Raw genomic sequence first — 23,215 nt, 5'->3', positions numbered from 1 at the left:
AGAGTTAGTTGCTGTGTGTCAATCACTCATCTTAATGATTTCAAGTTACACAAAGTCTTTAGAATTAATGTACCTTTTGAGAGATTTCCAGTGCATTGACTGATTTGAAAATCAATTACAAAAATAAATTTTTTAAAAAATCAAGCATCAAAAGGAAATCCCTGTAATCATGACCTCAAAATCATTGAACTATAAGATCTCAGAGTCGTCGATAGTAGTAGCTGCTGTAGAGCAGATATCTTCTGATCTTGGTGGCGAAGCAGTCATTCTGAATCTCAAATCGGGAGTTTACCACGGACTAAATGAAATAGGAGCAAGAATTTGGAATATCATTCAACAACCCAAGGTGGTGAATGATATTAAACAGACGCTTTTGGAAGAATATGAAGTAGAACCAAAAGTTTGCATGAGAGATATTTTGGCACTGCTGGAAGAACTGAAAGCTGTAGATCTGGTTAAAGTTAACAATGAAACGGTTGCGTAACTTTCTGAAACTTTCTGGGAGCGATCGCTATTTTTTAGCAATCACTTTTATCCTGCTGGGAGCAATTAGGTTAGGGCTGTTTTTCCTCGCCTTTGGGAATTTACTAAATCTCTTGCAAAAGATAAATAAGCAAAATATTCGTTTTCCATTTGAGACTCATAAAAGTCAAATTTCTGTAGGCAAGATAGTTTGGGCTGTTAACGTAGCAACACGCTATATGCCTGGTGGTGTTAAGTGTCTGGCTCGCGCCTTGACGACTCAATTTCTCATGAACCGCTATCATTACTCCTCTGAACTACGTATAGGTGTTGCTAAAGAACAGGGAGGACAATTAGAGGCTCATGCTTGGATTGAGTATCAGGGACGGGTTGCGATCGGCAATCTTCCGGATCTCTCACGCTTTATCCCACTACCATCTCTCGAAGGAGTCAAGCTATGAGCGGCATTATGGGAATTTACTACCTTGATAATCGCCCTGTAGATCGAGAAGATTTGGGACGGATGGTCGATATTCTTGCTCACCGGGGACATGATGGTGCAGACATCTGGGTTGACGGATCTGTCGGTTTAGGGCATCGGATGCTGTGGACAACACCGGAATCTCTGCTAGAAAAACTGCCATTGATTAACCAGACAGGTGATTTAGCCATTACAGCAGATTGTCGAATAGATAACCGGGATGAACTTATCCATGTGTTACAATTTGATAAGTGCCCATCCGAAAAAATCACGGATAGCCAGTTAATATTGGCGGCTTACGAAAAATGGGGTGAGTCCTGCCCAGAACACCTCTTAGGAGACTTTGCGTTTGCCATTTGGGATAAGCGAAATCAAATGCTTTTTTGCGCTCGCGACCATATGGGCGTCAAACCTTTATACTATTACTATCAAACAGGTCGAATTTTTGCTTTTGGCTCTGAGATTAAAGCTTTATTGTGTTTGCAGGAGATACCACACCAACTTAATGAAGTGAAAGTCGCTGATTATTTAGCAGCAATCTTCAACGATAAGTCTATTACATTTTATCAGCACATATACCGACTTCCTCCTGCCAGTTACATGACGTTGAGTGCCAAAGGAATCCAAATTGGTTCCTATTGGTCACTAGATCCTTGCCGTGAGTTGCGGTTGGGTTCTGATGAGGAATATGCTTCAGCATTACGGGAAATATTTACCGAGGCAGTCCGGTGTCGTCTACGTAGTGCCTTTCCAGTCGGTTCGCATCTTAGTGGTGGGCTAGACTCGTCCTCTGTCACCTGTACGGCACAGCAACTACTGATGCAAGAAGGCAATAATCGCTCATTGCACACCTTCTCAAATATCTTTGATGCAGTTACCGAATGCGATGAGCGCCCGTTTATTGAAGCTGTTCTTGCCCAGGGTGGCATGATTCCCCATTATGTTCATGCCGACCAACAAGGTCCCTTATCAAACTTAGATAAAATTTTCCAATATCACGATGGAGCGATTCCTGCACCTACACATTTTTTGGTTTGGGGATTGAATGAAGCAACTCACAAAGAGGGGGTTCGCGTTGTCTTAGACGGCTTTGACGGTGATAATACCTTGTCTCATGGCGAGGCTTATCTTACTGAATTGGTCAGAAAAGGACAATGGTCAACTTTCGCAAAGGAAGTCGATGATTTACACAAGCTTGCTAGTGTTTCACCACGTAAAATTCTTCAATACTATGCTTTTACGTATCTCGAAGAACTAGCACGCTCTGGGAGATGGGTTACTTTTGCCAGACAAATCAATCAGATCCTGCAATACTTTAACGTCTCACGGCGATCGCTTTTCGTGCACCACGGCTTTAAGCCTTTGCTTCCTCAACCAATACGACAGGCTTGGCAATTGCTGCGCGGACACAATCAACCGGCAAATAATGACCGCAACCAAATCGTCAAGCGTAAATTTGCCAAGCATATCAATCTAAAAAAGCGTATTCAAGTTCTCAAGAATTCACAGTCTAATCAACCCCTTACCGAAAGAGAACAGCACTGGCGGGGTCTAACTTCGGGCGTATTGACACAAGCTCTAGAAGTCTCAGACCAGTATTCCGCAGCATTTTCCATTGAGACGCGCCACCCTTTTATGGATAAGCGGTTGATTGAATTCTGTTTGTCTCTACCACCTGAACAAAAGTTTCGCCAAAGTTGGTCTCGCTTTATTATGCGTCGTGCCATGTCAAATGTTCTACCGGAACAAGTGCAGTGGCGTCGCAGCAAAGGCGATATGAGTTCCAGCTTTTTGTATGGACTATTGGAACATAATCGGGAGCATTTGGATCGAGTGATGCAAAATCATTTACATTCGATCACTGATTATGTGGATGTCAAAGCCCTACGTAAAATCTATGAAGAATTAATATCTATAAAGGACATTCAGTCCTCTGAAAGCGTAACAGACTTAGTGTTCTGGCAAGTAGCCATGTTGGCTTTTTGGCTAGATCACACCCAACTCAAACAATAGAATTAGTTAGAAGTATAAATTACGCTCAATCTTTATACGTACTCATATTAAAATTGGGTGCATCTACGCAAATACACAATACTTCACAACAGGATTGAAAACAATGAAAAAAACTTACGCAGCGCCTAGACTTACCAACCACGGTAACGTGAGCAAGATCACAGCTTTTAGCTTTGACTCTAGTGCAAAAGATACCTATTTTGGACCGCCAATGGCTAGTGTTCCTCTTCAAAGTGGTACTGGTTCACTTGATGGTTGTGTCAAAAAGAACGGGCAATGTATCTAAGAAGCAGCCTAAGAGTTCAAGGTATGCTGTAGCCTCCTTTATAAGGTATGAGCAAACAGCAATTAACGCCCTTGCAACTCTAATACCAAACTGTAATCTAAACCGTAAAACTGAAATGCCTTAAGTACCTCAGTTTTAAGGATACTGCCAAAATCTAAATTACGTTTTAGAAAGCGGATTGGTATAAGTCTTCTTTGTAGGAGCTAATTTCTCCTAAGAGAATAGCTATGAATCTTCATAGCTATTCTCTTCAATTCTTCCCGAACAAGCAAAAAGGTGACTAAAAGGTGTTTGCTTACTCTGCCTATAATCTCTATATTCACTCAGAACTGGCTTTTCCTGAATTGATGCCTGGTGAAACAATGCCAGAAATTACTAGGCAACAGCCAGATGTAGTCATTTCCAAGGGGCAGATTGGCGACTTTGAAAGTGAAGCTGCTGATGGTGGCTTAAGGCTAGTAGGATTTTTAAAGTTAGAAAACTCAACAGTGGGAAGGTTTTTGGTAGAGTTTGGACACAAGATTGTTGTCGAACCAGACCCAGGAATTGATGAGGATTTGCTGCGTCCTTTTATTCTCGGACCGGCTCTTGCAGTACTGCTCAGGCAACGAGGACTGCTTGTTCTTCATGCCAGTAGCATTGCTGTTAAAGGTGGAGCAATAGCATTTTTAGGTCATTCTGGATGGGGTAAGTCAACGCTAGCCGAGGCATTCCATACTAAAGGATACAGTATTTTTACGGATGATGTGATGGCTGTCAAGATGGATACTGACGAACCCATCGTCTTTCCTGGATTTCCCCAGGTTAAATTATGGTCTGATGCCGCCACTTCTTTAGGGCATACTCCGGAAAATTTGCCGTTGTTACACTCAATGACGGAAAAGCTGGTTTACCGCTTTTCCGAAGGTTTTTGCGAAAAACCCCTGCCATTAAAGCGTCTTTACGTGCTGGACAAAGGAACTCAACATAGCATTGAAGAACCGTTGCATCCTGCAAATGCCTTCATGGAGTTGGTGCGCTATTCCCGCGCTGTCAATTTATTACAAACTCCAGACTTTACCAAGACACATTTTGACCAGTGCCAGAAACTAGTTAAGCAAATATCTGTGTGCCGACTGCGACGGCAATTTTCTTTGGACGCTCTTCCAGATCTAGTGAAGTTGATCGAGGAAGATATTAAACAGGGTGTTTATACTCGCTGAATTGTCAAAAATAACTTTTTTCTATAATCTAACTTTAGATTCAACACTCGCAGCAGCCATTTAACCTCTTAATATTTTGTTTTGGTATAAATTTAAAGTATGCAAGCAGGCAAAATATTAAAACAAAAACTCCAGAACACATTACGCTTTTTGCCTGCATTGCGCCTAGTTTGGCAAAGCAGTCAAGGTTGGACGATCGCTCGCGTCGTCCTCTTGGTCATCCAAGGTATATTACCTTTACTAACAATCTATCTTGCTAAACTCATCGTCGATACAGTCGCTGCCAGCCTCAACACAGCTGACAAAGCAGCAGCCTTTGGTCAGGTATTATTCTTAATTGTCCTAGCAGGTGTAGTCACCCTGGTCACTACGCTTTGCAACTCCTTAACAGAACTGGTCAATACCGCCCACTCGCAGCGGGTGAGTGACTATATGCAGGGTATTCTCCAGGCTAAATCAATAGAAGCTGATCTAGAATACTACGAAAATCCCCAATACTACGATACCCTGCAACGCGCTCAACAAGAAGCTCCTTACCGCCCTCCCCAAATCTTGAATCGTTTGGCACAGGTGGGACAAAATAGTATTTCTTTGCTGGCGATGGTTGGCTTACTGCTGTCACTTCATTGGGGAATTGCCTTAATGTTATTTGTTGCTGGTCTCCCCTCTATGCTGGTAAGAGTAAAATACACTCGTGTTTTGTACCGTTGGCAGCGTAAAGTCACACCTCAAGAACGGCAGTCGATGTACTTAGCTTGGATGCTGACATCAGACCAATTCGCTAAAGAGATTCGCTTGTTTAATTTAGGCTCCTACTTCAGTCAATGGTATCTCCGTATCCGACGACAAATATATAAAGAAAGTCTAGCCATTTTCACCGCACGTTCTCTGGCTAACTTTGCTGCTCAAGCTGTAGCAGCAATTTTAATGTTTGCTGTCCTTGCCTTCATCGTCAATCAAGCTATCCAAGGTGTGCTCAAACTAGGGGATCTTGTCTTGTATTACCAAGCATTGCAACGTGGACAGAACGATATTAAAGGTCTATTGAGTAGTGTGTCTGGTTTGTATGAAGACAACCTATTTCTCGCTAACCTTTATGAATTCCTTGACCTGAAACCCAAATTGGTTGAGCCTTTACATCCTGTGCCTATCCCCCGACCGATGCAAACTGGCATCGTCTTTAATCATGTCAGTTTCCAATACTCTACTACTACCCGTCAGGCACTTAAGGATATTAACTTGATTATTCGACCTGGGGAAGTCGTAGCGTTGGTGGGAGAAAACGGTTCTGGTAAAACTAGCCTCATTAAACTCTTATGCAGATTATACGCTCCAACCTCTGGAAGTATCACTATTGATGGCATTGACCTCAGCCAATTTAAAATTGCCGAATTACGTCGGGAAATTAGCGTAATTTTCCAAGATTATGCCAAGTACCACTTCACAGCGCAAGAGAACATTTGGTTAGGCAACATCGACTTACCACCGCACCGGGAAAGCATAATTGCCGCTGCCCGTCGTTCTGGTGCTGATGATGTTATTACTCATTTACCCCAAGGTTATGACACCATCCTGGGCAAATTGTTTGAGCTAGGAGAAGAACTGAGCATTGGTCAGTGGCAGAAAGTCGCATTGGCACGGGCATTTCTCCGGGACTCCCAGGTGATTGTCTTGGACGAACCCACCAGTGCGATGGACCCTAAGGCTGAATACGAGGTATTTGAAAAGTTCCGCCAACTGATCAAAAATCAAGCTGCCATTCTGATTAGCCATCGCTTATCAACCGTCAAAATGGCGGATCGCATTTATGTGATGGCAAATGGTTCAATTGTTGAAAGTGGCACTCATGACGAACTGATACAGTTGAGCGCTACTTATGCCCACTTGTTTGAAACCCAAGCCCAGCAGTATCGATGAAGACTCTATGTGGCAAGAAACCCTCTCTCAAGCTAGTAAAACACAATCACTTTCCCCGGCGGCTCAGTTGCCGAAAATCTATAGCATTCCAATTGCTGCCGAATCTTTAGCTCACTATAGTCGTGAACTCCAAATAGCTGAACCTGCTGAGGCATTGTGTAGGTTAAGTCAAGCCATTACCAGCAGTCCTAGTTGGGCAGAAATGCCTCCAAGTGTATTGATTGCTCGACCGACTCCCCAACCTGTACTAGCGGTGTTGGGCTGCTTTGATGAAGTTGCTAAATTCCGAATTGGGACACAGTTGCAAAACTTAAATCGGGATCTAGCTCAGATGCGCTATGTCAGCTATCGTCAAGCTGAACTGGATTGTCAGCGCTTGGCTTGTCAGTTAATTGATCGCTTTGGTCATCAGGAACTGAAACGCTTTCACTTCACTGCCATTCCTCGCGGGGGACAGATTGTACTGGGAATGCTGGCTTATTGTTTAGGACTAACGAGCGAGCAATTGCAGCCACCTCAATCGCCGGATGTACCTTGGGTAGTTGTGGATGACTGCGTGTATACTGGTTCGCGGTTATACGGATTTTTGCAATCCCACTCCCCGCAGAAGGTCATTTTTGCCCATCTGTACTCTCATCCGGAGCTACGTTCGTGCATCGCAACTAGTGAACCTCGCGTCCTCGCTTGTGTGAGTGCACAGGATGTTTATGACTACGCACCTGAAGAGTTGGGCGATGATTACCAAGCTTGGCAGAAACACTCGCTCTTCAACCTCAGCGGTTTCCGCTATTGGGTTGGAAAAACTGACCATGTCTGTTTCAGTTGGAATGAGCCAGATCGCTTTTTTTGGAACCCTGTGACTGAAAGGATAGAGGGTTGCTGGCTTTTGATTCCTCCAGAAATCTGCTTAAAAAATCGACTCAAAGCTGCTACTGAACCTCCAATTATCCAGATTCAGCCGGAGAGTAAAGGACTCATTCAACCAGAATCACAAGTCATCTTTGGAGAGTATGAGGGACAGATTGTAATTGGTAATTTGGCAACTCAAGAAAGCTTTTGCTTGACTGGTGTAGCTGCTGATATTTGGCAAGCGGTTGTTGAGCATGGCGATATAGAAGAAGTTGTCATGTCAGTATTAAGCAGCTACGACGTTGAGGAAACCACACTCCGGTGTGATGTGGAGACATTTATAGATGAGTTGTACGCTCAGGGTTTGCTGGTTAAATGCGATCGCTAGCTCTGAAAAAGTGTGTCGCAATTTACAAATGTGTAAACGCGACGCGGCTTGTCATCAGACATTGCTTTACTTTCTGATGTCACTGATTGACAAATTAAAAGTAATCAAATAAACCCCTGGTTTGCTGTCAATTACTAATTGGAGGATGTAAAGATGGTTACATATGAAGAATTAAATGCACAACAAATCGTTAGCGAGACCGACCCTTTCACAGAGAAACGCTACCGCCAGTTTTATCGCTTTTTTCCTATGAATATCCTTACTGTACTTGATATAGGATGCAATACTGGAAGAGGTGGTCAAGTATTAAAAAGTCTCAATAAAAGTCTGCAAATTTTTGGGCTAGATTGCGTCAAGGATAGGTTGGATAGGCTACCTCAAGCATATGAACGAGGCATTTACGGATTATCAACAGAAATTCCTTGTGATGACCGTACGTTCGATGTCGTTGTTGCTGGAGAATTTATTGAACACATATACCCAATGGACGTTGACAAGACGCTTGCGGAAATCTTTCGGGTTTTGAAAGTTGGCGGCAGATTTATGCTTACAACCCCTAATCCTTTAGACATAAAGAAGAAAATTCGTGGAGAAAGCGTTTTAGATGACACTAGCCATGTTTCCCAGCATTTTCATGATGCCTTGAAGTTGAAGCTGAAGATGATGGGGTATTGCCACATTAGAGTGTGTGGCAGTGGTAAGGTGACACGGTATCTTGGCAATCATTTTCCTTATCTGCATATTTATGGCAGTTACCTAATAATGGGAGACAAAAAATAATTACTGAAGTCATAGCCTGCGGAAGTACCAGAAAGGTCATCGATAGCAGGCTGAATATAAAAAATGAACATTAATTACATTAATTAACAAAAATGCAAACTATATCTAAACAAAATACCTGGATTTCAGAAAAAAAAATCTGTTTGGAGATAGAGCTACTTCTTTGTTGCGTGCGCCCACAGGTTGATGATGCTATTAGCGATGCTCCGGAGGAGCTGCTCCAAGGGGGCGAACGCATCAAAGCTTTGGTTAAAGAAAACATTGACTGGGAATACCTAATTCAAACAGCATATGGACACGGTGTAATATCTCTGCTGTACACTCGCCTCAACACCATGTGTCCTAAGATCGTACCAGAGTTTGCTCTAAATCAACTCCGCACCCTTTTCCACACGCTCGCTGGGCGTAACTTGTTTTTGACTGGAGAACTCGTCAAACTCTTGGATCTTTTGAAGGACCAAGGGATTGTAGCAGTACCTTACAAAGGGCCAGTTTTGGCTACCTTAATATACGGTGATGTAGCTTTGCGGCAATTTGGTGATTTAGATATTATTGTCGAAGTGCAAGATATTTTTGCAGTTAAGAAACTACTGCTTGATCAAGGATATCGACCCAATATTGAAATGACTTATGCAGAAGAAATTGCCTATCTGCAAGCAAAAACTGAGCATACCTATGACTTTATTCATGATGAAAAGGAAATTTTTCTAGAAATTCATTGGCGAATTGCACCAAAGTACATCACTCCCATTGAACCTAAACACTTGTGGCAAGACTTGGAACCATTCTCATTGGCTGGCACAACTCTATCCTACCTGCCTCTAGAAGATTGGCTACCAATTTTATGCGTACATGGGTCTAGACATATGTGGGAAAGGCTATCATGGCTGTGCGATATTGCTACACTCGTTCACAAACACCCGGATCTAAATTGGGAAAAAGTCCTCAAACAAGCTAGCGCATTTGGCTGTAGACGGATGCTGTTTTTGGGGCTTTTCTTGGCACATGATCTTTTAGGAGTTGTCTTACCAACAGAAATTTGGCAGCAGGTGAAAGCTGAACCGATGGTAAGTGCGATCGTCCCCCAGGTTTACAATCAACTTTTTGATCCAGTCAGGACTTCAGATAGATTTATGGGCAGAACTCTCTACCATATTCAGGTGAGGGAACGCTTGCAAGATAAAGTTCTTTACATCCAATCTTTTTTCCACTGGTTGAAGAGTGGCGAAAAATAAAACAGAGCTAAATTAAATAGCAAAAAAGTTTGTTAAACTTACTTGTACTTCTTTAGTATGAGTAAGTTTTTGGATGTGGAAGGTAGGAGAATTTGCAAAACTAATAGGTGTTTCTACATCTACTTTGCGTAGATGGGAAAGTGAGAATCGAGTGATACCAGAAAGAACCTTAGGGAATCAGAGGATTTACACGGAAAAACATCTAGCGCAAGTGAAGAACCTGAAACAAGGCAGTGTTTCTACTAACTACTAACCCAAGTTGCTAGCTTTAGCTTATTTGTACCCGAGTGTCTGCATCGGTTGGGTGTGCGGGATGATAACGCGATCGCACTCTCAACTGCCTTTCATGCCATTGTAAACCGAGCAAACACGCTACCGTAAGCATGTGTCCCGGTTCCTCCATCTGAGTCAGGATCAACCCAAAAACGGCAGTGGAAAGTAGCAAAAACTTGCTAAAGTCATCCGCACAAATCCTGCGCCACACAATAGAGCAAAGGTATAAGTAGGCTCCCAAGCCGGCGAATCCTAAATCTCCCCAGATCCCTGCCCATGTAAATAGTGGGAAGTATACAGTAGACTCTTGCGGAAGGTAGCTAGCGTTGATGGCCTGCCAAATATCAGCACTTACAGGATGAACAGTAGCACCTAGAGGCATTAGCATCTTCGCGTAATCTCGCAGTACCCATCCTCCTAAACGACCGGCTGTGTGACCTGGACCCAGACCCAACAACCAGTTCAATGGCGTTTTATAATAAGAGGGAATGAGTCGAAATGCTGTCAGCTTGATTCGAGCAGCTTCCCCGTCTAGTCCCCAGATATCTCGATCAAGCCAGTTTTTATAGGCTGCCAAAAATTCAAGATCTAGATTTTTTATAGCCCAGAAAAATAGGGCAACTATCAAAATAAAAGGGATCAGATACAATAATAATTTTCTCAGATCTTTCGATTTGACGATAACTAAAATGAGCCACCCTCCCATAATGGCGAGAAACACTTGTTTGGAATCGGAAACCTGTATTTGATACACGGTAGCTAATAATCCAGCGATTTTAACCCAGAGAGGAACCGTCTTGAAAATGTTAAAAGAATATAAGGCGAAATATAGCGAAATCGTGCAAGACACATAATTGCCTGCATTTCCTCCTCCTCCCCCAAACACACCTACAATGTTGTCTTGTATGGTTCCTCCTTGTGGTTTCGGGTAAATTCCAAGAGGGAGGAGAATCGACTGAGCAAGGGCTAATAGCAAATTAAATAGGGCGAATCCGAATAACCAATGTTTAATTTTTGTTATATTTTTACTGCCTACAGGAACAGCCATTATAGCTAGTAAAAATATGAAGGGTTCCGCTAGCAATATCAGGTCTACAAAAACATTTATAATACCTGCCTGATTGAGCAGAGCACTGGCAGTCATGCATGCAAGCAGTATCCCTATTCCGAAAACCAGTTCTCCAATCATTGCAATCTGCTTACGATCTTTAAGCTCAGTTGTAAATATCGCTATTCCAACAACCGTTGGTATCACTAGAAAATGAACAAAATTGATTGCTGAGGGAGCACCATAGCTTGACAGTAAGCGAGGAAAAAAAGCAGTAGCAAACCCTAGAAGGAACAATGTTGAATTTCTAATTATTCCCTGCTTTGGTCGAATTGATGGATCACGGTTCACGGACATATTTTAAACTTAAAATAATGACCTTGTTACAAATATAACCAGACTAAAAATCTTGAAATTGTGTTCCCTATTATTAATAGACATAGGAGTGGAAATTAATTATACTTTACCCGAAACTCTTGCTATTAACTGTAGATATTTAATAAGCTAATTTTTTGGAAGTATCTATCTGTTTACATACTCAAATATATTGAGGAAATAAATCTAAGCCATTTTGGATATTACCTCTAGTCTTTTTTGGGGTACGGAACGCTCCAAAAACACCAATAACAAGTCAAGTGCAAGAGTTCAATCATCTTATTGAATTGTATAAGTCTAAATACTGCTGGGCTATATTTGGTTTCAAAAAGCGTGAATCCATGAATGAAGTGTCGGTAGAAGGTTGAGAGAGAGTAGAAACCATGCCTTCTGAAAGATTTTTGACAGGATCATGCTTTAAATCAAAGTAGTGACAGGTTGAGGAGCCAACTTCTCGAAGGATGGGAATATCTGAACAAACTACCTTACATGAAAAGGATAATGCTTCCACCAAGGGAAAACAGAACCCTTCGGTAGATGATGGAATAACGAAAAGCTCGCAGTTTTTGTATAGCCAGCATAGTTCTTCATCTTCAATAGAGGAAAGCAAAATGACCTGTTTTTGGAGGTCAAGCGCTTGAATTAAAGATTGAATATTCTCTGTTTCTGGACCATAACTGCCAACAATAATTAGTTGAGTTGAATCTTTTAGTTGATGCTGCTTGAGCAGGAGAGAATATGCTTGTATTAATATATCTAGGTTTTTATTCTTCCGATGTTGAGCAACAGAGAGCAAGAACGGAGCTTCAATACTATTCTTGATACTATTTGAAACTCTTGAAATTACATTACCAAAATCTACGTAGTTATAAACTACAGTCGTTTTTTGTTTGCTATTTTCAATATAATAAAAATATTTTTTTAGGCATTTTAAAGTGATTTTAGAAACGCAAGAAAGCCCATCACTATTATTTATACATACTTGCAAGAATAACTTATTAAAGATAACATTAGGATAGCCAAAATTCTCTGGGTATTCATAAGGATACAAGTCATGAATAGTGGCTACGACAGGACAGGAAAAAAGTGAGCGAATGAAGGGAAGTGGAAATGAAAGATGCACGATATCAGAATTGAGTTGTTTGGCGATTTTTGGGAGACCAAATAAAAACCACATATTTCTATAAACTGAGCTATTTTTAATATCGACGAGCACTAATTTAATTTTTTCGGAAGATAGAGAAAAAGCTGTTTCAAAGTAATCTTTTTGCCATACTCCTAGCACCAAAGTAATTTTGCTAATTTTGTCATTATCTGCAAGACATTTAGCAAGATTTGCAGCGTGTCTACAAACACCAGTTGGTTTTGTAGGTCTGTGTAAAGCAGCAATTAGGATATGCATATTAGGGCGTTATTTTTCTTTCTTTGAATGTACTTAGCGATACGCCTTTGGCGTGTGCGTTCCGCGCAATCGCAATTCAGGCTGCTTCGTTATTTTTTCTTTCCGAGCTACAATTTCTTCATAAACCTCAGCCAAACGTTCTCCCTTAACTTGCCAACTAAAAGCCTCTGTGGTTAACTTCTGTCCGGCTTGACCCATACGTAGGCGTAGTTCTGGATCTTTAGCGAAACTAATCATTGCTTTAGACAAGTCATCGACTGCCTGATCCGGATGATTTGCAGAAATTTTGAAGCCAGTTTCCTCAGTAACTTGCAAAGCAGGTCCTCCCAAGTCCAGACAAATGACCGGACGCCCTGTTGCCATTGCCTCCATACACACCAACCCCCCAGAATCGTGTAAGCTGGGATGAACTAACACATGGCACTCGCCTAGTTTTGCCAAAGTCTCTTCACGGGGTAGCTCGCCCCAGAACTTTACCTGTTGAGCAATTCCTAAATCTTGAGCAAGGGTGTGAAGGCGATCGCGTTCCGAACCGTCTCCCAAAATCCAGTACTCGGCATCAGGCAGGTTTGCCTGGGCGAAAGCACGTAGTCCTAGATGAAACCCTTTCCAATGCAACAGTCTACCAATGCTAATAAACCTTACTGGCAAAGCGTCTGGCATCGCGTACTCAGCAAGATGGGCTATTTCTTCCTTCGTCAGCCCTATTGCAGATAAAACCTGCACATTACTTACACCCATTCTATACAGTCGCTTAGCCGTATCCTCAGTTGTAGCGCTAACGACAGCACTTTTTTTAGCAGTCAGATGCACAAACGGATCGAGTTCCCCTAAAAAGCGAACAAAGTCCCTGATAATTTCGTAAGTTTTTGCACGCCAGCTAAAATCTCGCCAAAACTCTTTTGGCGCTGATTCGCCGCCACCAACAGGTCCCCATACAAAAGGAACTGGCAGCAGTGAAAGAAAGCTAGGATTTGAATACTTGACAAAAGTTACGTGCTGTATGATGTCAAAGCCGATTTCACGATGTAGACGGCGGGCTACAAAGTATGCTTGGATCTGCCAAAGATAGTAGTGGATTTGCATCGCACCGCTTGACCCCCAGCGCCAGAGACTACCGAATATGGGAAGATTGAAATATACGAAGTGTAAGTTAGGCACTGGGTTACGAGCTAGCTCGGCTTCAATTGCTTCCCCACTTTCGTCAAATCGAGTTAAAACCCAAACTTCGTGATATTTAGCGACTTCCCGAACAACATTCCAGCCCACGCCGCGTTCAGATCCCTTACCTGGTTCACACGAGTAGGCGGACATCAGAATTTTCATAAAACCTCGTGGAAAGTGTGGAAACTCAGTCGCTTTAGCGCTGAGAGGAAACACGACTCAGGCAGTTTTAACTGCCGTAGATATTCTCCATGAGCCGTAAGATTTGAAAATACATTCCTTGGTAGTTGCATTTTGTGTTAATCGCTTACCAGTTTTAAGACTGTGCAAGCTAATTGTTTTTCTGTCTGGGTCTTTTTTAGTCGGTGATTCTTGCCAACCACCCACGTAACAGAACCCAAATTTAGGATGTTTCACGACTGAACCGCGCTTAAAACCTGCGCTGATTGTCCCGCCATATCGAGACCTAATATGACCAGCAGCATGTTGCAGTCGATGAAGTTGACGACGATGAAATTCTAATGGGACAATCTCAAGTAGTTGAGTGTTTTCCGGCTTAGCATGTCCACCTACAAACCAATTAGCCAGCACCCAAGAATCAACGCAGTGAGCATCAAACTTGTTAGATAGCTTGTTTTTAGATTTTTTCAAACCTAAGCTTAAACGCATTTCGTAAGTATCGTTGCCAGTTCGGGTTTCTAGATTAGCAATCCTTTCTAGCTCTAAATAAAACCATCTTTTACCAACTTCGAGTGGACTAAACATAACGTTCCACCTCTTTGCACCCTTCCAAGTTTTTGCTTTAATATCTTCAACTACGAAAGTAGAGACAGGGAATATCAGCGTCAACCACTTGCAAACTCGTAATTTCCATTGCCATCTGGCTTTAGTGGATGGCGGTAATTTTTGCTTGTTTACAAGTCTATTTTTACGGTTGTGTCGGCATGGAGTGTTGCGAAACCGTCTAGCGCGTCGCATGTTACGCCTAACTTCTACATGGTCTTTCACCCAATCAACAGCATGAGTTTGAATGTTTAAGTAAGTGTGTGCCTGTGACTTTACTGTGTAGCCTTCACGCTTACTCCCTGGATCGATTCCAACCGCTACTGGTTGCGTGTTTCTATTAGATGGCTCTTGATTCAACCGAACACAAAATACTCCTTTTTTAAAAAATGGTGTAGCTTTACCTGACTTAATCCAACGCTTTGCCCTGCTAGGGGTAGTTGGCATCAAGGGACGGTTGTTTTGGTCAACTACTGGAACAAACATTTACAATAAGTCCTATTGCTAGGTTTATATATCCCTTCGCTACTGACTGCCACAGAGATTAAAAACTAGGGAGGCATTTTTAACGTGTTTTGGGCTACCACACCCAGGCAATTCAGTTGAAATAGCTAGACACTTTTTTAACTTGATTCAGGAAGTGGTTATTTCCCCTCTTGCAAGCCCAGTAGCTTTTAGCCCTGGGTTAGTGACATCTAGAGCGCCTCTTTAGAATAGATTGAACAACGAAAAAATTAAGTTTTACTACCTACATTCCGCGTCCAGCACTGTCACAAGCGATTTTTTCTGAATTATGGAGCATATCAAAGTAGTTTTTTAGACTAAAAAAGTTCTGTTTCCTGTTCTCTATTTCCTTAAGTTTTCGCAACTCCTTTAAGTTCTTTACAAGCCTGAACTTTCTCATAAATTTCAGCAATTTGTTTACCTGCTTTTTCCCAGGTAAACAGTTTAGCTCTTGCAATTCCCTTGCTTACTAATTCCTGATAAGAATCAGGATGATTGTGAAGATGACACACTGCATCTGCAATTGCTTGATAGTCGTTTGGATCAACTAATAATCCCGCTTCTCCTACTACTTCAGGCATGGCTGAAACCTTTGAGGTAATAACTGGAATTCCGCAACCCATTGCCTCTAGAAGGGTTATGCCAAATCCCTCATGGAGTGAAGGCGCTATTAACATATCAGCGGCGTTATAAATTTGAATTAGGGTAGATTTATCTGGCTTGCCTAAGTAGCTGATATGATTTTCTAGCCCTTGGGTTTGGATGAAGGTTTTTTGTTCATCTGTAAAGTCTGCACCCACTTTCCACAAGTGGATAGACAAGCCTCGCTGCTGCAAAGTTTCTATGACTTTGAGAATGGTAGAAAGATTCTTACGCGGATGATTGGAGCCTACATTCAGTAAACAAACTGTTTCTGGTGAAATTCTATATTTTTGCCGTAAAGACTTAACTTGTTCTTTGGGTAATGGTTGAAATGCTGCTTCAACTGCATTGGGTATTACAGAAATACGTGCAGGTTCAATATCCATTATTTGAGTCGTATCTTTGGCTGTTGCAGAAGAAACAGCGACGACATGATCGGCGTACTTCATACCTTTGACAGCGTGTATCCACATACCACGACTGAGGAAGGGCAGTTCCACTGAGCCTTGAAGATTATTGTGACAGTAAAAGTTGACGAGATCGTGACAGGTGACGACAACAGCTTTATTTTTCTTTTTTAACCAATAAGTGATGTGCGCCTCGCTAGGGTCGATGATATGAAATATATCGGCGACTTGCTGCTGCACTTGTTGAGGAAAGCGCCAGAAACGTTCGTAGTATTTCCAAACTCTGAGTAACAGAGAACGACTTTTTCTGTCAACAGGTTGCGGTTTGAGATCAACAATCTCCCAGTTTGGTCGGACAGATCGCAGTCCTGAAATTATGCCATCAGCATAGACATCCATGCTAGGTTCAGGCATCATCCGCGCAATCACTACACGCATTGGTAATCTTTTACCCTCAAAACATCATCAAAGCTAGATTTAAGGCACTGCTATATGAGCTTTTCGTGTCTCATCGCATATGCCGCATTGTTTGGCTCCAGTAACTTTTGCCATAAGTTAAGCAACCGCTCTGCAATCCGTTCGTGCGTGTAATGCTGATACACTCTGGTCATGCCATAGCGTCCAGTTTCTTCGCACCACTGTCGATCGCGGATCATGCGCTCCAATATTGCCGCTAGTCCCTGAGCATCTCCTTCTGGAAACACTAAATCGGGTCGCCCAATGACGTTGGGAATTTCGCCAGAACTAGAACCAATCACTGGTACACCCATTGCCATTGCTTCAATCAGCACATGACCAAACTGTTCTTTCCAGGTTGCGGCTGTGCGTGATGGTAAAACGAGGACATCAAACTTGCTGATTTGTTCTGGGGCTTTATGGTGAGGTACTGCTCCTTGCCAAGTGACTAGATCGGCAATTTGTTGCTTTTGTGCCTCTTGTCTCAAAACTTCTTCACCTGAACCAGAGCCACAGAGGATAATTCGGCAGTTGAGTCCTTGCTGTTGGAGTTGGCGGACTGCGGCAAATATGATGTCAATACCTTTTTCAGGTACCAACCGCCCGAGGAAACCAATGTGAAATTCTTCGTTTTTTTGTTCAGGCGATCGCCTAGCGCCGCCATGAAAATTAGGAGCAAATAACTGAGTATCTACTCCCATCTGGGGCATAACTTCCACTAACCCGGTGTAGCCCCATTGACGCAATAATTCTGCACCATCACGATTACCAGCAATAATTAACTTTGCCGTACTTAAGACGAATTGGCGAACCCAGTGGCGTGGAAGTGGTAGGCGGCGCTCCATATTCTCCCAACCGAAGACGACTAGGGGTTTGCTGGTGAGTCTGCTCCAAATTGCTAGCTCAAACGCACAAAGGGAAAAAACTTCTTCTTCAACCTGCACCACGTCTGGTCGAAACTCATTGAGTACCTGAGCAAGTTTCCAAGGCGCATATAGGTGCGCGCCGCTTCGACCTGTAAATAAAACAGGCGCTGAATAAGTTTTGATATTAGGGTAGGGTGTTTCTAGTGGAAGTAGCCGATTCCACTCTAATGCTTTCCAGTTGCTAGGAGCTAGCAAACCAACTTCAGCTTTGTTAGTTTGGGCGATGGGCTTTGCCCCGGAGGAGGCGATGCTCCCAGAGGGAGCCGCCCTTTGGGCGATCGCATTCAGCTTTCCCTGATTCACACCAACCACGTAGGCATGACTGACAAAAAGTACGCGTAGGGGTGAAGCTGTCTTTATGGGAGAATTAGGCTTGAGCATAATGAGGATTTACACGGATGCTTTGTTCCGTCTGCTTTTTATGAATTAAATGCCCGCATCAAGAGATTTTTTGTTGGGATCTTAGGGCAACCAGCTCCTTCAGCCAAGAAGATCACCTGATGTAGAACACGCAAGTAAGCTTCCCGCAGATACCCGAGAAATGTTGATGCATTCCAAGATGGTTTGATCTCTACCTTTTCAGCAGCAAATCCAGCAATCGTCAAAAGACTCACAGCAGAATGTTCTGTTAAACCGAACTCGTGCGAAAGGTCAGCGTAGCGATAGAGACAGCCAAATACGCTGCCCATGTTGGGGGTTTGAACGACGACATAGCCACCTGGTTTGAGTTGCTTTCGGATCTGCTCCAGAAATTGGGCTGCTGCTTGTTTTGGTAAATGCTCCAAAATATCGATTGCAAATATGACATCATATCGCTCTGCACGAGGGTCTTGTTTCAGTTGCAGTACATCCAACTGTTGCACAAACTTGAACCCCAATCGATGGCAAATGGCTACATTTTGCGGCGAAATATCGAATCCTGACAAGTTTGTATATCCCTTCTCCTTCAAGAATGCTATTAAAGCTCCCTCGCCACAGCCTACATCTAGAATCCTGGCTGAACGATCCACTGGTAGCCACGGATTGAGAATACGCTGAAAATATTGATAAATCAATTTTTTGGAACGGCTGTTCTCAATCGTAGGCCTTTGAATATAAGTGTTGTATTGTTCAAACAGTCTGTCGGTCGTGCTTTTGTAGCTCATGGTATGCTCACCTGTGTTTTGTTGAAGTACTTGACGCTATAAGTCAATCTGTGGTCAGGTATGGCTTCAGTTGCTTGGAATACAAAATGACTTGTTATACAAATTGAAATTCTTAACTCAGCTAGAGCGCCCCTAGTGCAAATCTAGATGAATTTGGATTACCCCTGTGTCCGACTGGCAATCAGCTTTCCCCTCAATAGCAATTTCACGAAACGCTTAAGCCGACTCGATCCGTAAACCAGATCGAACAACGCGGAAAAAACTGGCTTAGGTAGATACTCACCCCATTGTAGTAGTAACTTTTGAGGTATGGAACTACCAAACTGAGCATTAAATTTGGGGTGAGTCACAAGCTGCTGATGTGCCTTTGTGCTTTCTGCCTTAGATGCACCTTTGAGACGAGCAATTAAATAAAGATTGTGGCGTACTAGGAGGCTGGACTGCCAATCTGTCAGCTTCTGTGCGATTTCTGTTCCGTAGAATTTCTTAAGAAACTGTTTTTGCTCTTGGTGTAAACGTGCGATAATTAGGTGCTCACGCTCAAGAGAATCTACAGTCAAAGTTAATAGACTGGTAATGTTTGCTCCATGCAAGCGAAACTGACTCAGCACCTCTGGTACAGATCCAATCTCTGTTATGCATGGAGCTAGACGGAAGATAATACTATCTGCGTTACGTTTGAATTCTTCGTTGAGTGGAAATATCAACTCACCAACTTCCCGTCGGACACTGAGCGCGGAGGCTGGAGGAATGTTGTCAACCCATCCACCATTTTCCAGAGCGTAAGATGCCATCCAACCTGAAGCTAATTGCTTTAACATAGGGGTTGAATTTATCAAGTTCCCCTGACCATCAATTTGAATTACATTGTGAATCACGAAGCCAAACTTAGGCTGAGACTTAAATGCCTCCACAACCCTTTGCAACTTGTTATCCAGCCAAATATCATCTGCATCTAATACGCAAATGATTTCACCTTTGCTTTCTTGATATGCAGCATTTAATGCTGTAGCAACACCCCCATTTTGCTTGCAAACCAGCTTAATTCTGGAATCTTTGCGAACAAAGTTGGCGATGATATCACAGGAATTGTCGGTGGAGCCATCATCACAGACTATGACTTCAAAATGAGGGTAGGTTTGGCGAAGCGCACTTTCTAGAGTTTCGCCAATGTATTTGGCGTAGTTGTAGTTTGGAACTATGACTGAGACTAATGGGTTGTCGGGAAGTGGGGGGAGTGCGATCGCCTGAAGTGTGTTAGTTTGTAAATTTTGCATATACTGCTCCTCAGACTATGAACTTTGCTCATTTAGCTTGAGATACTTTGTCCAAAACTCAGTAGAGGTCAAAAGCTTGACAGCATTTCTCCATTCTGAACTGACAGATGACCACCTAATACCACCTTTAAGAATGATTTGAAGCCATTTGATGAAAATTCCAATACCCACTGGTCTACTCATTTCATTCTGGGAAATAGAGTTGTTGCCTTCCCTGAAAATCAAAACTCGTTTTTTCGTAAATACTTTGGGCCACCACTCCATATTGTCAGAAGTAATCCACAAAATTGCATCATCCTTACTCAACAAAAAGCTTGGGAGCAAATGACCATTGAGAGTCAGTAGACCAAGCAGTTTCTTGAAAGCAGGGTCTTTGGTCTTTTTAGCACCTGAGTTGTTGGGAGGTTCGCTCTTTAGTAAGGAATTAGACTGTATACTCTGACTCTTGTGGCTTTTGCTTAGTCCTACGATACTGGCGTGTAGCATTTCTGGATCGCTGCTTTCCATCAGCAATGGTCCTTTCATATAATCCTCAAAACCCTTGAGCAACATTTCTGCAGAATTATAGTCAAATATAAACAACTTATGCAGCAGGCTTTTTGTCAAAAACTTGACTGCATCCATATAATTCAATGAATTACGCATGGAATGCGTTATCAGGTGGTTGCGAATAATGTAGTAATTATCCCAAACGGGGTTCTTTCCATAGAAAGGTTCATGCCAAACAGCTATTCCTGGAAAAGGTACTATTGGACTACCAAAGTGTTCTTTAATCCTTAAGCTAAAGTCTATATCGTCTAGTTTGATAAAGAATGGCATTGGCAGCCCTATTTCGTCAACAGCTTTTCTGGAAAATGCGAAAAACCAGAATGCTCCGTAGTCTGGGTTCTCCTCTGATAGTAAAAGATTGGTATTAGCAGTATTTTCGAGATTAAGATTGTTCTTCAAAGGAGCAATTGTGAACGGATTATACATATAATCTCCATCACCGTCGAAGCATTTAGCGTACAATGCCCCTGCTTCATACAAAATATGCTTTTTATACAAATCGAACATACTACCAGCTACGGCGAAGTCTTGCTTCGCATATTCGTACAAGGGGAAGAGCCTGTAAATAGATTCAGTCTCTAGCAGAATGTCATCATCCATAAATAGGAAGTGGGTAAAAACATCTTCCTGCAAAGCCTGAATGAGTCCACGAGTGAAGCCACCACTTCCACCTACATTTCTATTAAGAATTAGTTCAACCTGTTGCTCTGGAAACTCATCTTTATTTAAGGTTTTTCCATTGTCAACAACAAATATTTTAAGCTTTTTGTCTTGTAAAAAATCATCTTTCAAAATAGCGTCTACTGTCTTTTTAATGTACGCTTCTTTCTTAAATGTGCAGCTGATGATACCCAAAGATACTTCCCTAACCGGATTTTGAGCAGTTGCTATACATCCCTCCGCAAAAGAACCCCGCTCACTCAAGCACATGATTTCCAGGTAAACTCTGCCAGCATCCTCACTCCGCCAGGAATCAGGGAGCAAGATTTTAATTTGCTCTTGTAGTTGGCAGTTCTCGAAATTCTCCTTATGAATAAGCTCTCTATTCTCTTGTTCATAATGCTCTCTGTAGAGCGAGACTTGAAAATCACCCTCAAGCTTTAATAGGTAATACAGAGACTCAAGCTCCGTATATTTGGCATAAAATGTCTCATAAAATGAATTGAAGTAGGTGTTGAAAGACAAAACACCATTTTTAGTAAGGGTAATCTCTGCATATTCTTCACAGAATTTTAGAGATGCACCCTCACTATATTTCATATACAAGTCAGAGGCATCAGGTGTATTGGTAAATTGAATTCTGCTGATTATATTCATTGAATTCCTGCCGAGTTTATACATATCTCATCTTTTTTGGTAGATGCTGTACCCAGATTAAATAAAGTTCTGGCTCAGCCATTTGTCGCTATTTTTAACTTACAAATCTTGGCTTTCCAAAAATCATAGAAGCTTATGACCTTGTTTCTTCAGATGTGACTTTTCATTTCTACGCGGAGGTTGCTATCTCTTTCTCAAATACACCAAGTGCTCGCAGGACTGCGTGATCCATATCGTAATACTTGTAATCTGCAAGTCGTCCGGCAAAAAGTACTGAACCGCTGAGTTTCTCTACTTCCTTGAGATAAAGCTCAAGACGCTCACGGTTCTCCTCATTGAGGATAGGGTAATAAGGGTCGTTTTTCCCTGGTACATAAGCTTGGGGATATTCCATCACCAAGGTGGTTTTGGGTGAGGTTTGTCCTGACAAATACTTCTGCTCTGTAATGCGGGTAATATCGTAGTCGTTGGGGTAGTTGACTGTACCAACCTCTTGATACTGCTCTTGATCCAAAGTCTCGAAGTGAAAGCGTAGGCTGCGATAAGGCAATTCGCCATACATATAATCGAAGAAGGTATCAATTGGTCCGGTGCAAAGTATCCGATCAAACTTAACGTCGTTAATAATCTCGCGGTAATCTGTGTTCAGCATTACCTTAATGTTGGGGTTAGCCAGCATTTTGCGGAACATTTCGGTGTAGCCAAGCTTGGGCATTGCTTGGTAGGGGTCTTGAAAATAACGGTTATCTCGGCTGATATAAACTGGAACACGTCCTGTGACTCCCCGATCTAGTTCCTCTGGTTTCACACCCCACTGCTTCATCGTGTAGCGGAGGAAAACATTTTCATAGATGTATTCAGCTAGGAAGGTGAGATCACCACTAGCACTTTCACGCAGTTTTAAAATGGGTACTTTAACCCCAAAACCGAAGTTTTCTAAAAGCAAATTCTCCAGCTTTTCTGCATATTTTGGCGGAAAAAGAGCGTAAAGGGAATTGAGATTAAAAGGGATGGGAACTTTCTTCCCTTCCACAACTCCCAGCACATGGTGATAGTAATGTCTCCACTCAGTAAATTGAGACAAATAATCCCAAACTTTTTTAGATTTTGTGTGAAAGATATGGGGCCCGTATTTGTGAACTAGGATGCCATGCTCGTTGTAGTAATCGTAGGCATTACCGCCAATGTGATCCCGTTTTTCTACAATTAGTACTCTTTGTCCTAGTTCATTAGCAACTCGCTCAGCTATTACGCAGGCTGAATATCCAGCGCCTATGATTAGCCAGTCAAATTTCATGTGATTTATCTATCCTTGCTTGATGTAATTTGGGGTT

General features: G+C 42.3%; 20 protein-coding genes. 10 read left to right on the top strand and 10 right to left on the bottom strand.

Annotation, left to right across the window (positions count from 1 at the left end; translation table 11 throughout):
• Positions 1–169: 169 nt before the first annotated feature.
• The 10 genes from AC5JM2_RS08895 (at position 170) to AC5JM2_RS08850 (ending at position 9,866) form a co-directional block, all read left to right on the top strand.
• Positions 170–484, top strand: coding sequence for a PqqD family peptide modification chaperone (locus AC5JM2_RS08895; protein ID WP_495834534.1), 315 nt, complete (start codon positions 170–172; stop codon positions 482–484).
• Positions 468–923, top strand: coding sequence for a lasso peptide biosynthesis B2 protein (locus AC5JM2_RS08890; protein WP_495834533.1), 456 nt, complete (start codon positions 468–470; stop codon positions 921–923). The genes AC5JM2_RS08895 and AC5JM2_RS08890 overlap by 17 nt, the downstream gene beginning before the upstream one ends.
• Positions 920–2,956 (top strand): lasso peptide isopeptide bond-forming cyclase, encoded by a 2,037-nt coding sequence (locus AC5JM2_RS08885; protein WP_495834532.1) that lies wholly within the window; start codon positions 920–922, stop codon positions 2,954–2,956. The genes AC5JM2_RS08890 and AC5JM2_RS08885 overlap by 4 nt, the downstream gene beginning before the upstream one ends.
• Before the next feature lie 103 nt (positions 2,957–3,059).
• On the top strand, positions 3,060–3,242 hold the full coding sequence (locus AC5JM2_RS08880) for a lasso peptide (protein ID WP_495834531.1): 183 nt from the start codon (positions 3,060–3,062) through the stop codon (positions 3,240–3,242).
• A gap of 287 nt (positions 3,243–3,529) precedes the next feature.
• Positions 3,530–4,444: a serine kinase gene (locus AC5JM2_RS08875; protein WP_495834530.1), complete on the top strand. Its 915-nt coding sequence runs from the start codon at positions 3,530–3,532 to the stop codon at positions 4,442–4,444.
• Positions 4,445–4,543: 99 nt separating this feature from the next.
• Positions 4,544–6,361: an ABC transporter ATP-binding protein gene (locus AC5JM2_RS08870; protein WP_495834529.1), complete on the top strand. Its 1,818-nt coding sequence runs from the start codon at positions 4,544–4,546 to the stop codon at positions 6,359–6,361.
• The gene (locus AC5JM2_RS08865) at positions 6,321–7,598 is read left to right on the top strand and encodes a PqqD family peptide modification chaperone (protein WP_495834528.1); all 1,278 of its coding nucleotides are present in this window, start codon (positions 6,321–6,323) and stop codon (positions 7,596–7,598) included. Before AC5JM2_RS08870 ends, AC5JM2_RS08865 begins: the two co-directional genes overlap by 41 nt.
• 153 nt (positions 7,599–7,751) lie before the next feature.
• Entirely contained in the window at positions 7,752–8,378 is a 627-nt protein-coding gene (locus AC5JM2_RS08860) for a methyltransferase domain-containing protein (RefSeq protein WP_495834527.1), read from the top strand.
• 92 nt (positions 8,379–8,470) lie between these two features.
• Entirely contained in the window at positions 8,471–9,613 is a 1,143-nt protein-coding gene (locus tag AC5JM2_RS08855; protein WP_495834526.1) for a nucleotidyltransferase domain-containing protein, read from the top strand.
• Positions 9,614–9,686: 73 nt separating this feature from the next.
• Positions 9,687–9,866 (top strand): MerR family transcriptional regulator, encoded by a 180-nt coding sequence (locus AC5JM2_RS08850; RefSeq protein ID WP_495834525.1) that lies wholly within the window; start codon positions 9,687–9,689, stop codon positions 9,864–9,866.
• A 15-nt stretch (positions 9,867–9,881) separates the two neighbouring features.
• Here AC5JM2_RS08850 and AC5JM2_RS08845 read toward each other — a convergent pair whose 3' ends face one another.
• The 10 genes from AC5JM2_RS08845 to glf form a co-directional block, all read right to left on the bottom strand.
• Positions 9,882–11,291 (bottom strand): hypothetical protein, encoded by a 1,410-nt coding sequence (locus tag AC5JM2_RS08845; protein WP_495834524.1) that lies wholly within the window; start codon positions 11,289–11,291, stop codon positions 9,882–9,884.
• Between the two features lie 292 nt (positions 11,292–11,583).
• Positions 11,584–12,711, bottom strand: a complete 1,128-nt coding sequence (locus tag AC5JM2_RS08840) for a glycosyltransferase family 4 protein (RefSeq protein ID WP_495834523.1) — start codon at positions 12,709–12,711, stop codon at positions 11,584–11,586.
• Positions 12,712–12,744: 33 nt separating this feature from the next.
• A complete protein-coding gene (locus AC5JM2_RS08835; RefSeq protein WP_495834522.1) occupies positions 12,745–14,037 on the bottom strand; it encodes a glycosyltransferase family 4 protein in 1,293 nt (430 codons plus the stop codon).
• A 57-nt stretch (positions 14,038–14,094) separates the two neighbouring features.
• Entirely contained in the window at positions 14,095–15,144 is a 1,050-nt protein-coding gene (locus AC5JM2_RS08830) for an RRXRR domain-containing protein (protein WP_495834521.1), read from the bottom strand.
• A gap of 368 nt (positions 15,145–15,512) precedes the next feature.
• Positions 15,513–16,649, bottom strand: coding sequence for a glycosyltransferase family 4 protein (locus tag AC5JM2_RS08825; RefSeq protein WP_495834520.1), 1,137 nt, complete (start codon positions 16,647–16,649; stop codon positions 15,513–15,515).
• Between the two features lie 50 nt (positions 16,650–16,699).
• Entirely contained in the window at positions 16,700–17,974 is a 1,275-nt protein-coding gene (locus AC5JM2_RS08820; protein WP_495834519.1) for a glycosyltransferase, read from the bottom strand.
• A gap of 38 nt (positions 17,975–18,012) precedes the next feature.
• Positions 18,013–18,738: a class I SAM-dependent methyltransferase gene (locus AC5JM2_RS08815; protein ID WP_495834518.1), complete on the bottom strand. Its 726-nt coding sequence runs from the start codon at positions 18,736–18,738 to the stop codon at positions 18,013–18,015.
• Between the two features lie 158 nt (positions 18,739–18,896).
• Positions 18,897–20,015: a glycosyltransferase family 2 protein gene (locus tag AC5JM2_RS08810; protein ID WP_495834517.1), complete on the bottom strand. Its 1,119-nt coding sequence runs from the start codon at positions 20,013–20,015 to the stop codon at positions 18,897–18,899.
• 15 nt (positions 20,016–20,030) lie between these two features.
• The gene (locus tag AC5JM2_RS08805; protein ID WP_495834516.1) at positions 20,031–21,881 is read right to left on the bottom strand and encodes a glycosyltransferase; all 1,851 of its coding nucleotides are present in this window, start codon (positions 21,879–21,881) and stop codon (positions 20,031–20,033) included.
• A gap of 169 nt (positions 21,882–22,050) precedes the next feature.
• Positions 22,051–23,178 carry a UDP-galactopyranose mutase gene (gene glf, locus AC5JM2_RS08800; protein ID WP_495834515.1) on the bottom strand — a complete coding sequence of 376 codons (1,128 nt, stop codon included), beginning with the start codon at positions 23,176–23,178 and terminating at the stop codon, positions 22,051–22,053.
• Between the last annotated feature and the right edge of the window lie 37 nt (positions 23,179–23,215).

It is taken from the genome of Brasilonema angustatum (assembly GCF_059505445.1).
The sequence above is the reverse complement of the archived record's forward strand: the minus strand, read 5'-3'. Positions and strand labels throughout refer to the sequence as shown.

Excerpts from the sequence above, each read along its gene's own strand:
- AC5JM2_RS08820 (WP_495834519.1), bottom strand. The coding sequence starts at position 17,974 with ATGCTCAAGCCTAATTCTCCCATAAAGACAGCTTCACCCCTACGCGTA.
- AC5JM2_RS08860 (WP_495834527.1), top strand. The coding sequence starts at position 7,752 with ATGGTTACATATGAAGAATTAAATGCACAACAAATCGTTAGCGAGACC.
- AC5JM2_RS08805 (WP_495834516.1), bottom strand. The coding sequence starts at position 21,881 with ATGAATATAATCAGCAGAATTCAATTTACCAATACACCTGATGCCTCT.
- glf (WP_495834515.1), bottom strand. The coding sequence starts at position 23,178 with ATGAAATTTGACTGGCTAATCATAGGCGCTGGATATTCAGCCTGCGTA.
- AC5JM2_RS08830 (WP_495834521.1), bottom strand. The coding sequence starts at position 15,144 with ATGTTTGTTCCAGTAGTTGACCAAAACAACCGTCCCTTGATGCCAACT.
- AC5JM2_RS08815 (WP_495834518.1), bottom strand. The coding sequence starts at position 18,738 with ATGAGCTACAAAAGCACGACCGACAGACTGTTTGAACAATACAACACT.
- AC5JM2_RS08865 (WP_495834528.1), top strand. The coding sequence starts at position 6,321 with ATGCCCACTTGTTTGAAACCCAAGCCCAGCAGTATCGATGAAGACTCT.
- AC5JM2_RS08855 (WP_495834526.1), top strand. The coding sequence starts at position 8,471 with ATGCAAACTATATCTAAACAAAATACCTGGATTTCAGAAAAAAAAATC.
- AC5JM2_RS08825 (WP_495834520.1), bottom strand. The coding sequence starts at position 16,649 with ATGCGTGTAGTGATTGCGCGGATGATGCCTGAACCTAGCATGGATGTC.
- AC5JM2_RS08880 (WP_495834531.1), top strand. The coding sequence starts at position 3,060 with ATGAAAAAAACTTACGCAGCGCCTAGACTTACCAACCACGGTAACGTG.
- AC5JM2_RS08890 (WP_495834533.1), top strand. The coding sequence starts at position 468 with ATGAAACGGTTGCGTAACTTTCTGAAACTTTCTGGGAGCGATCGCTAT.
- AC5JM2_RS08870 (WP_495834529.1), top strand. The coding sequence starts at position 4,544 with ATGCAAGCAGGCAAAATATTAAAACAAAAACTCCAGAACACATTACGC.
- AC5JM2_RS08840 (WP_495834523.1), bottom strand. The coding sequence starts at position 12,711 with ATGCATATCCTAATTGCTGCTTTACACAGACCTACAAAACCAACTGGT.
- AC5JM2_RS08845 (WP_495834524.1), bottom strand. The coding sequence starts at position 11,291 with ATGTCCGTGAACCGTGATCCATCAATTCGACCAAAGCAGGGAATAATT.
- AC5JM2_RS08895 (WP_495834534.1), top strand. The coding sequence starts at position 170 with ATGACCTCAAAATCATTGAACTATAAGATCTCAGAGTCGTCGATAGTA.
- AC5JM2_RS08835 (WP_495834522.1), bottom strand. The coding sequence starts at position 14,037 with ATGAAAATTCTGATGTCCGCCTACTCGTGTGAACCAGGTAAGGGATCT.
- AC5JM2_RS08810 (WP_495834517.1), bottom strand. The coding sequence starts at position 20,015 with ATGCAAAATTTACAAACTAACACACTTCAGGCGATCGCACTCCCCCCA.
- AC5JM2_RS08885 (WP_495834532.1), top strand. The coding sequence starts at position 920 with ATGAGCGGCATTATGGGAATTTACTACCTTGATAATCGCCCTGTAGAT.
- AC5JM2_RS08850 (WP_495834525.1), top strand. The coding sequence starts at position 9,687 with ATGTGGAAGGTAGGAGAATTTGCAAAACTAATAGGTGTTTCTACATCT.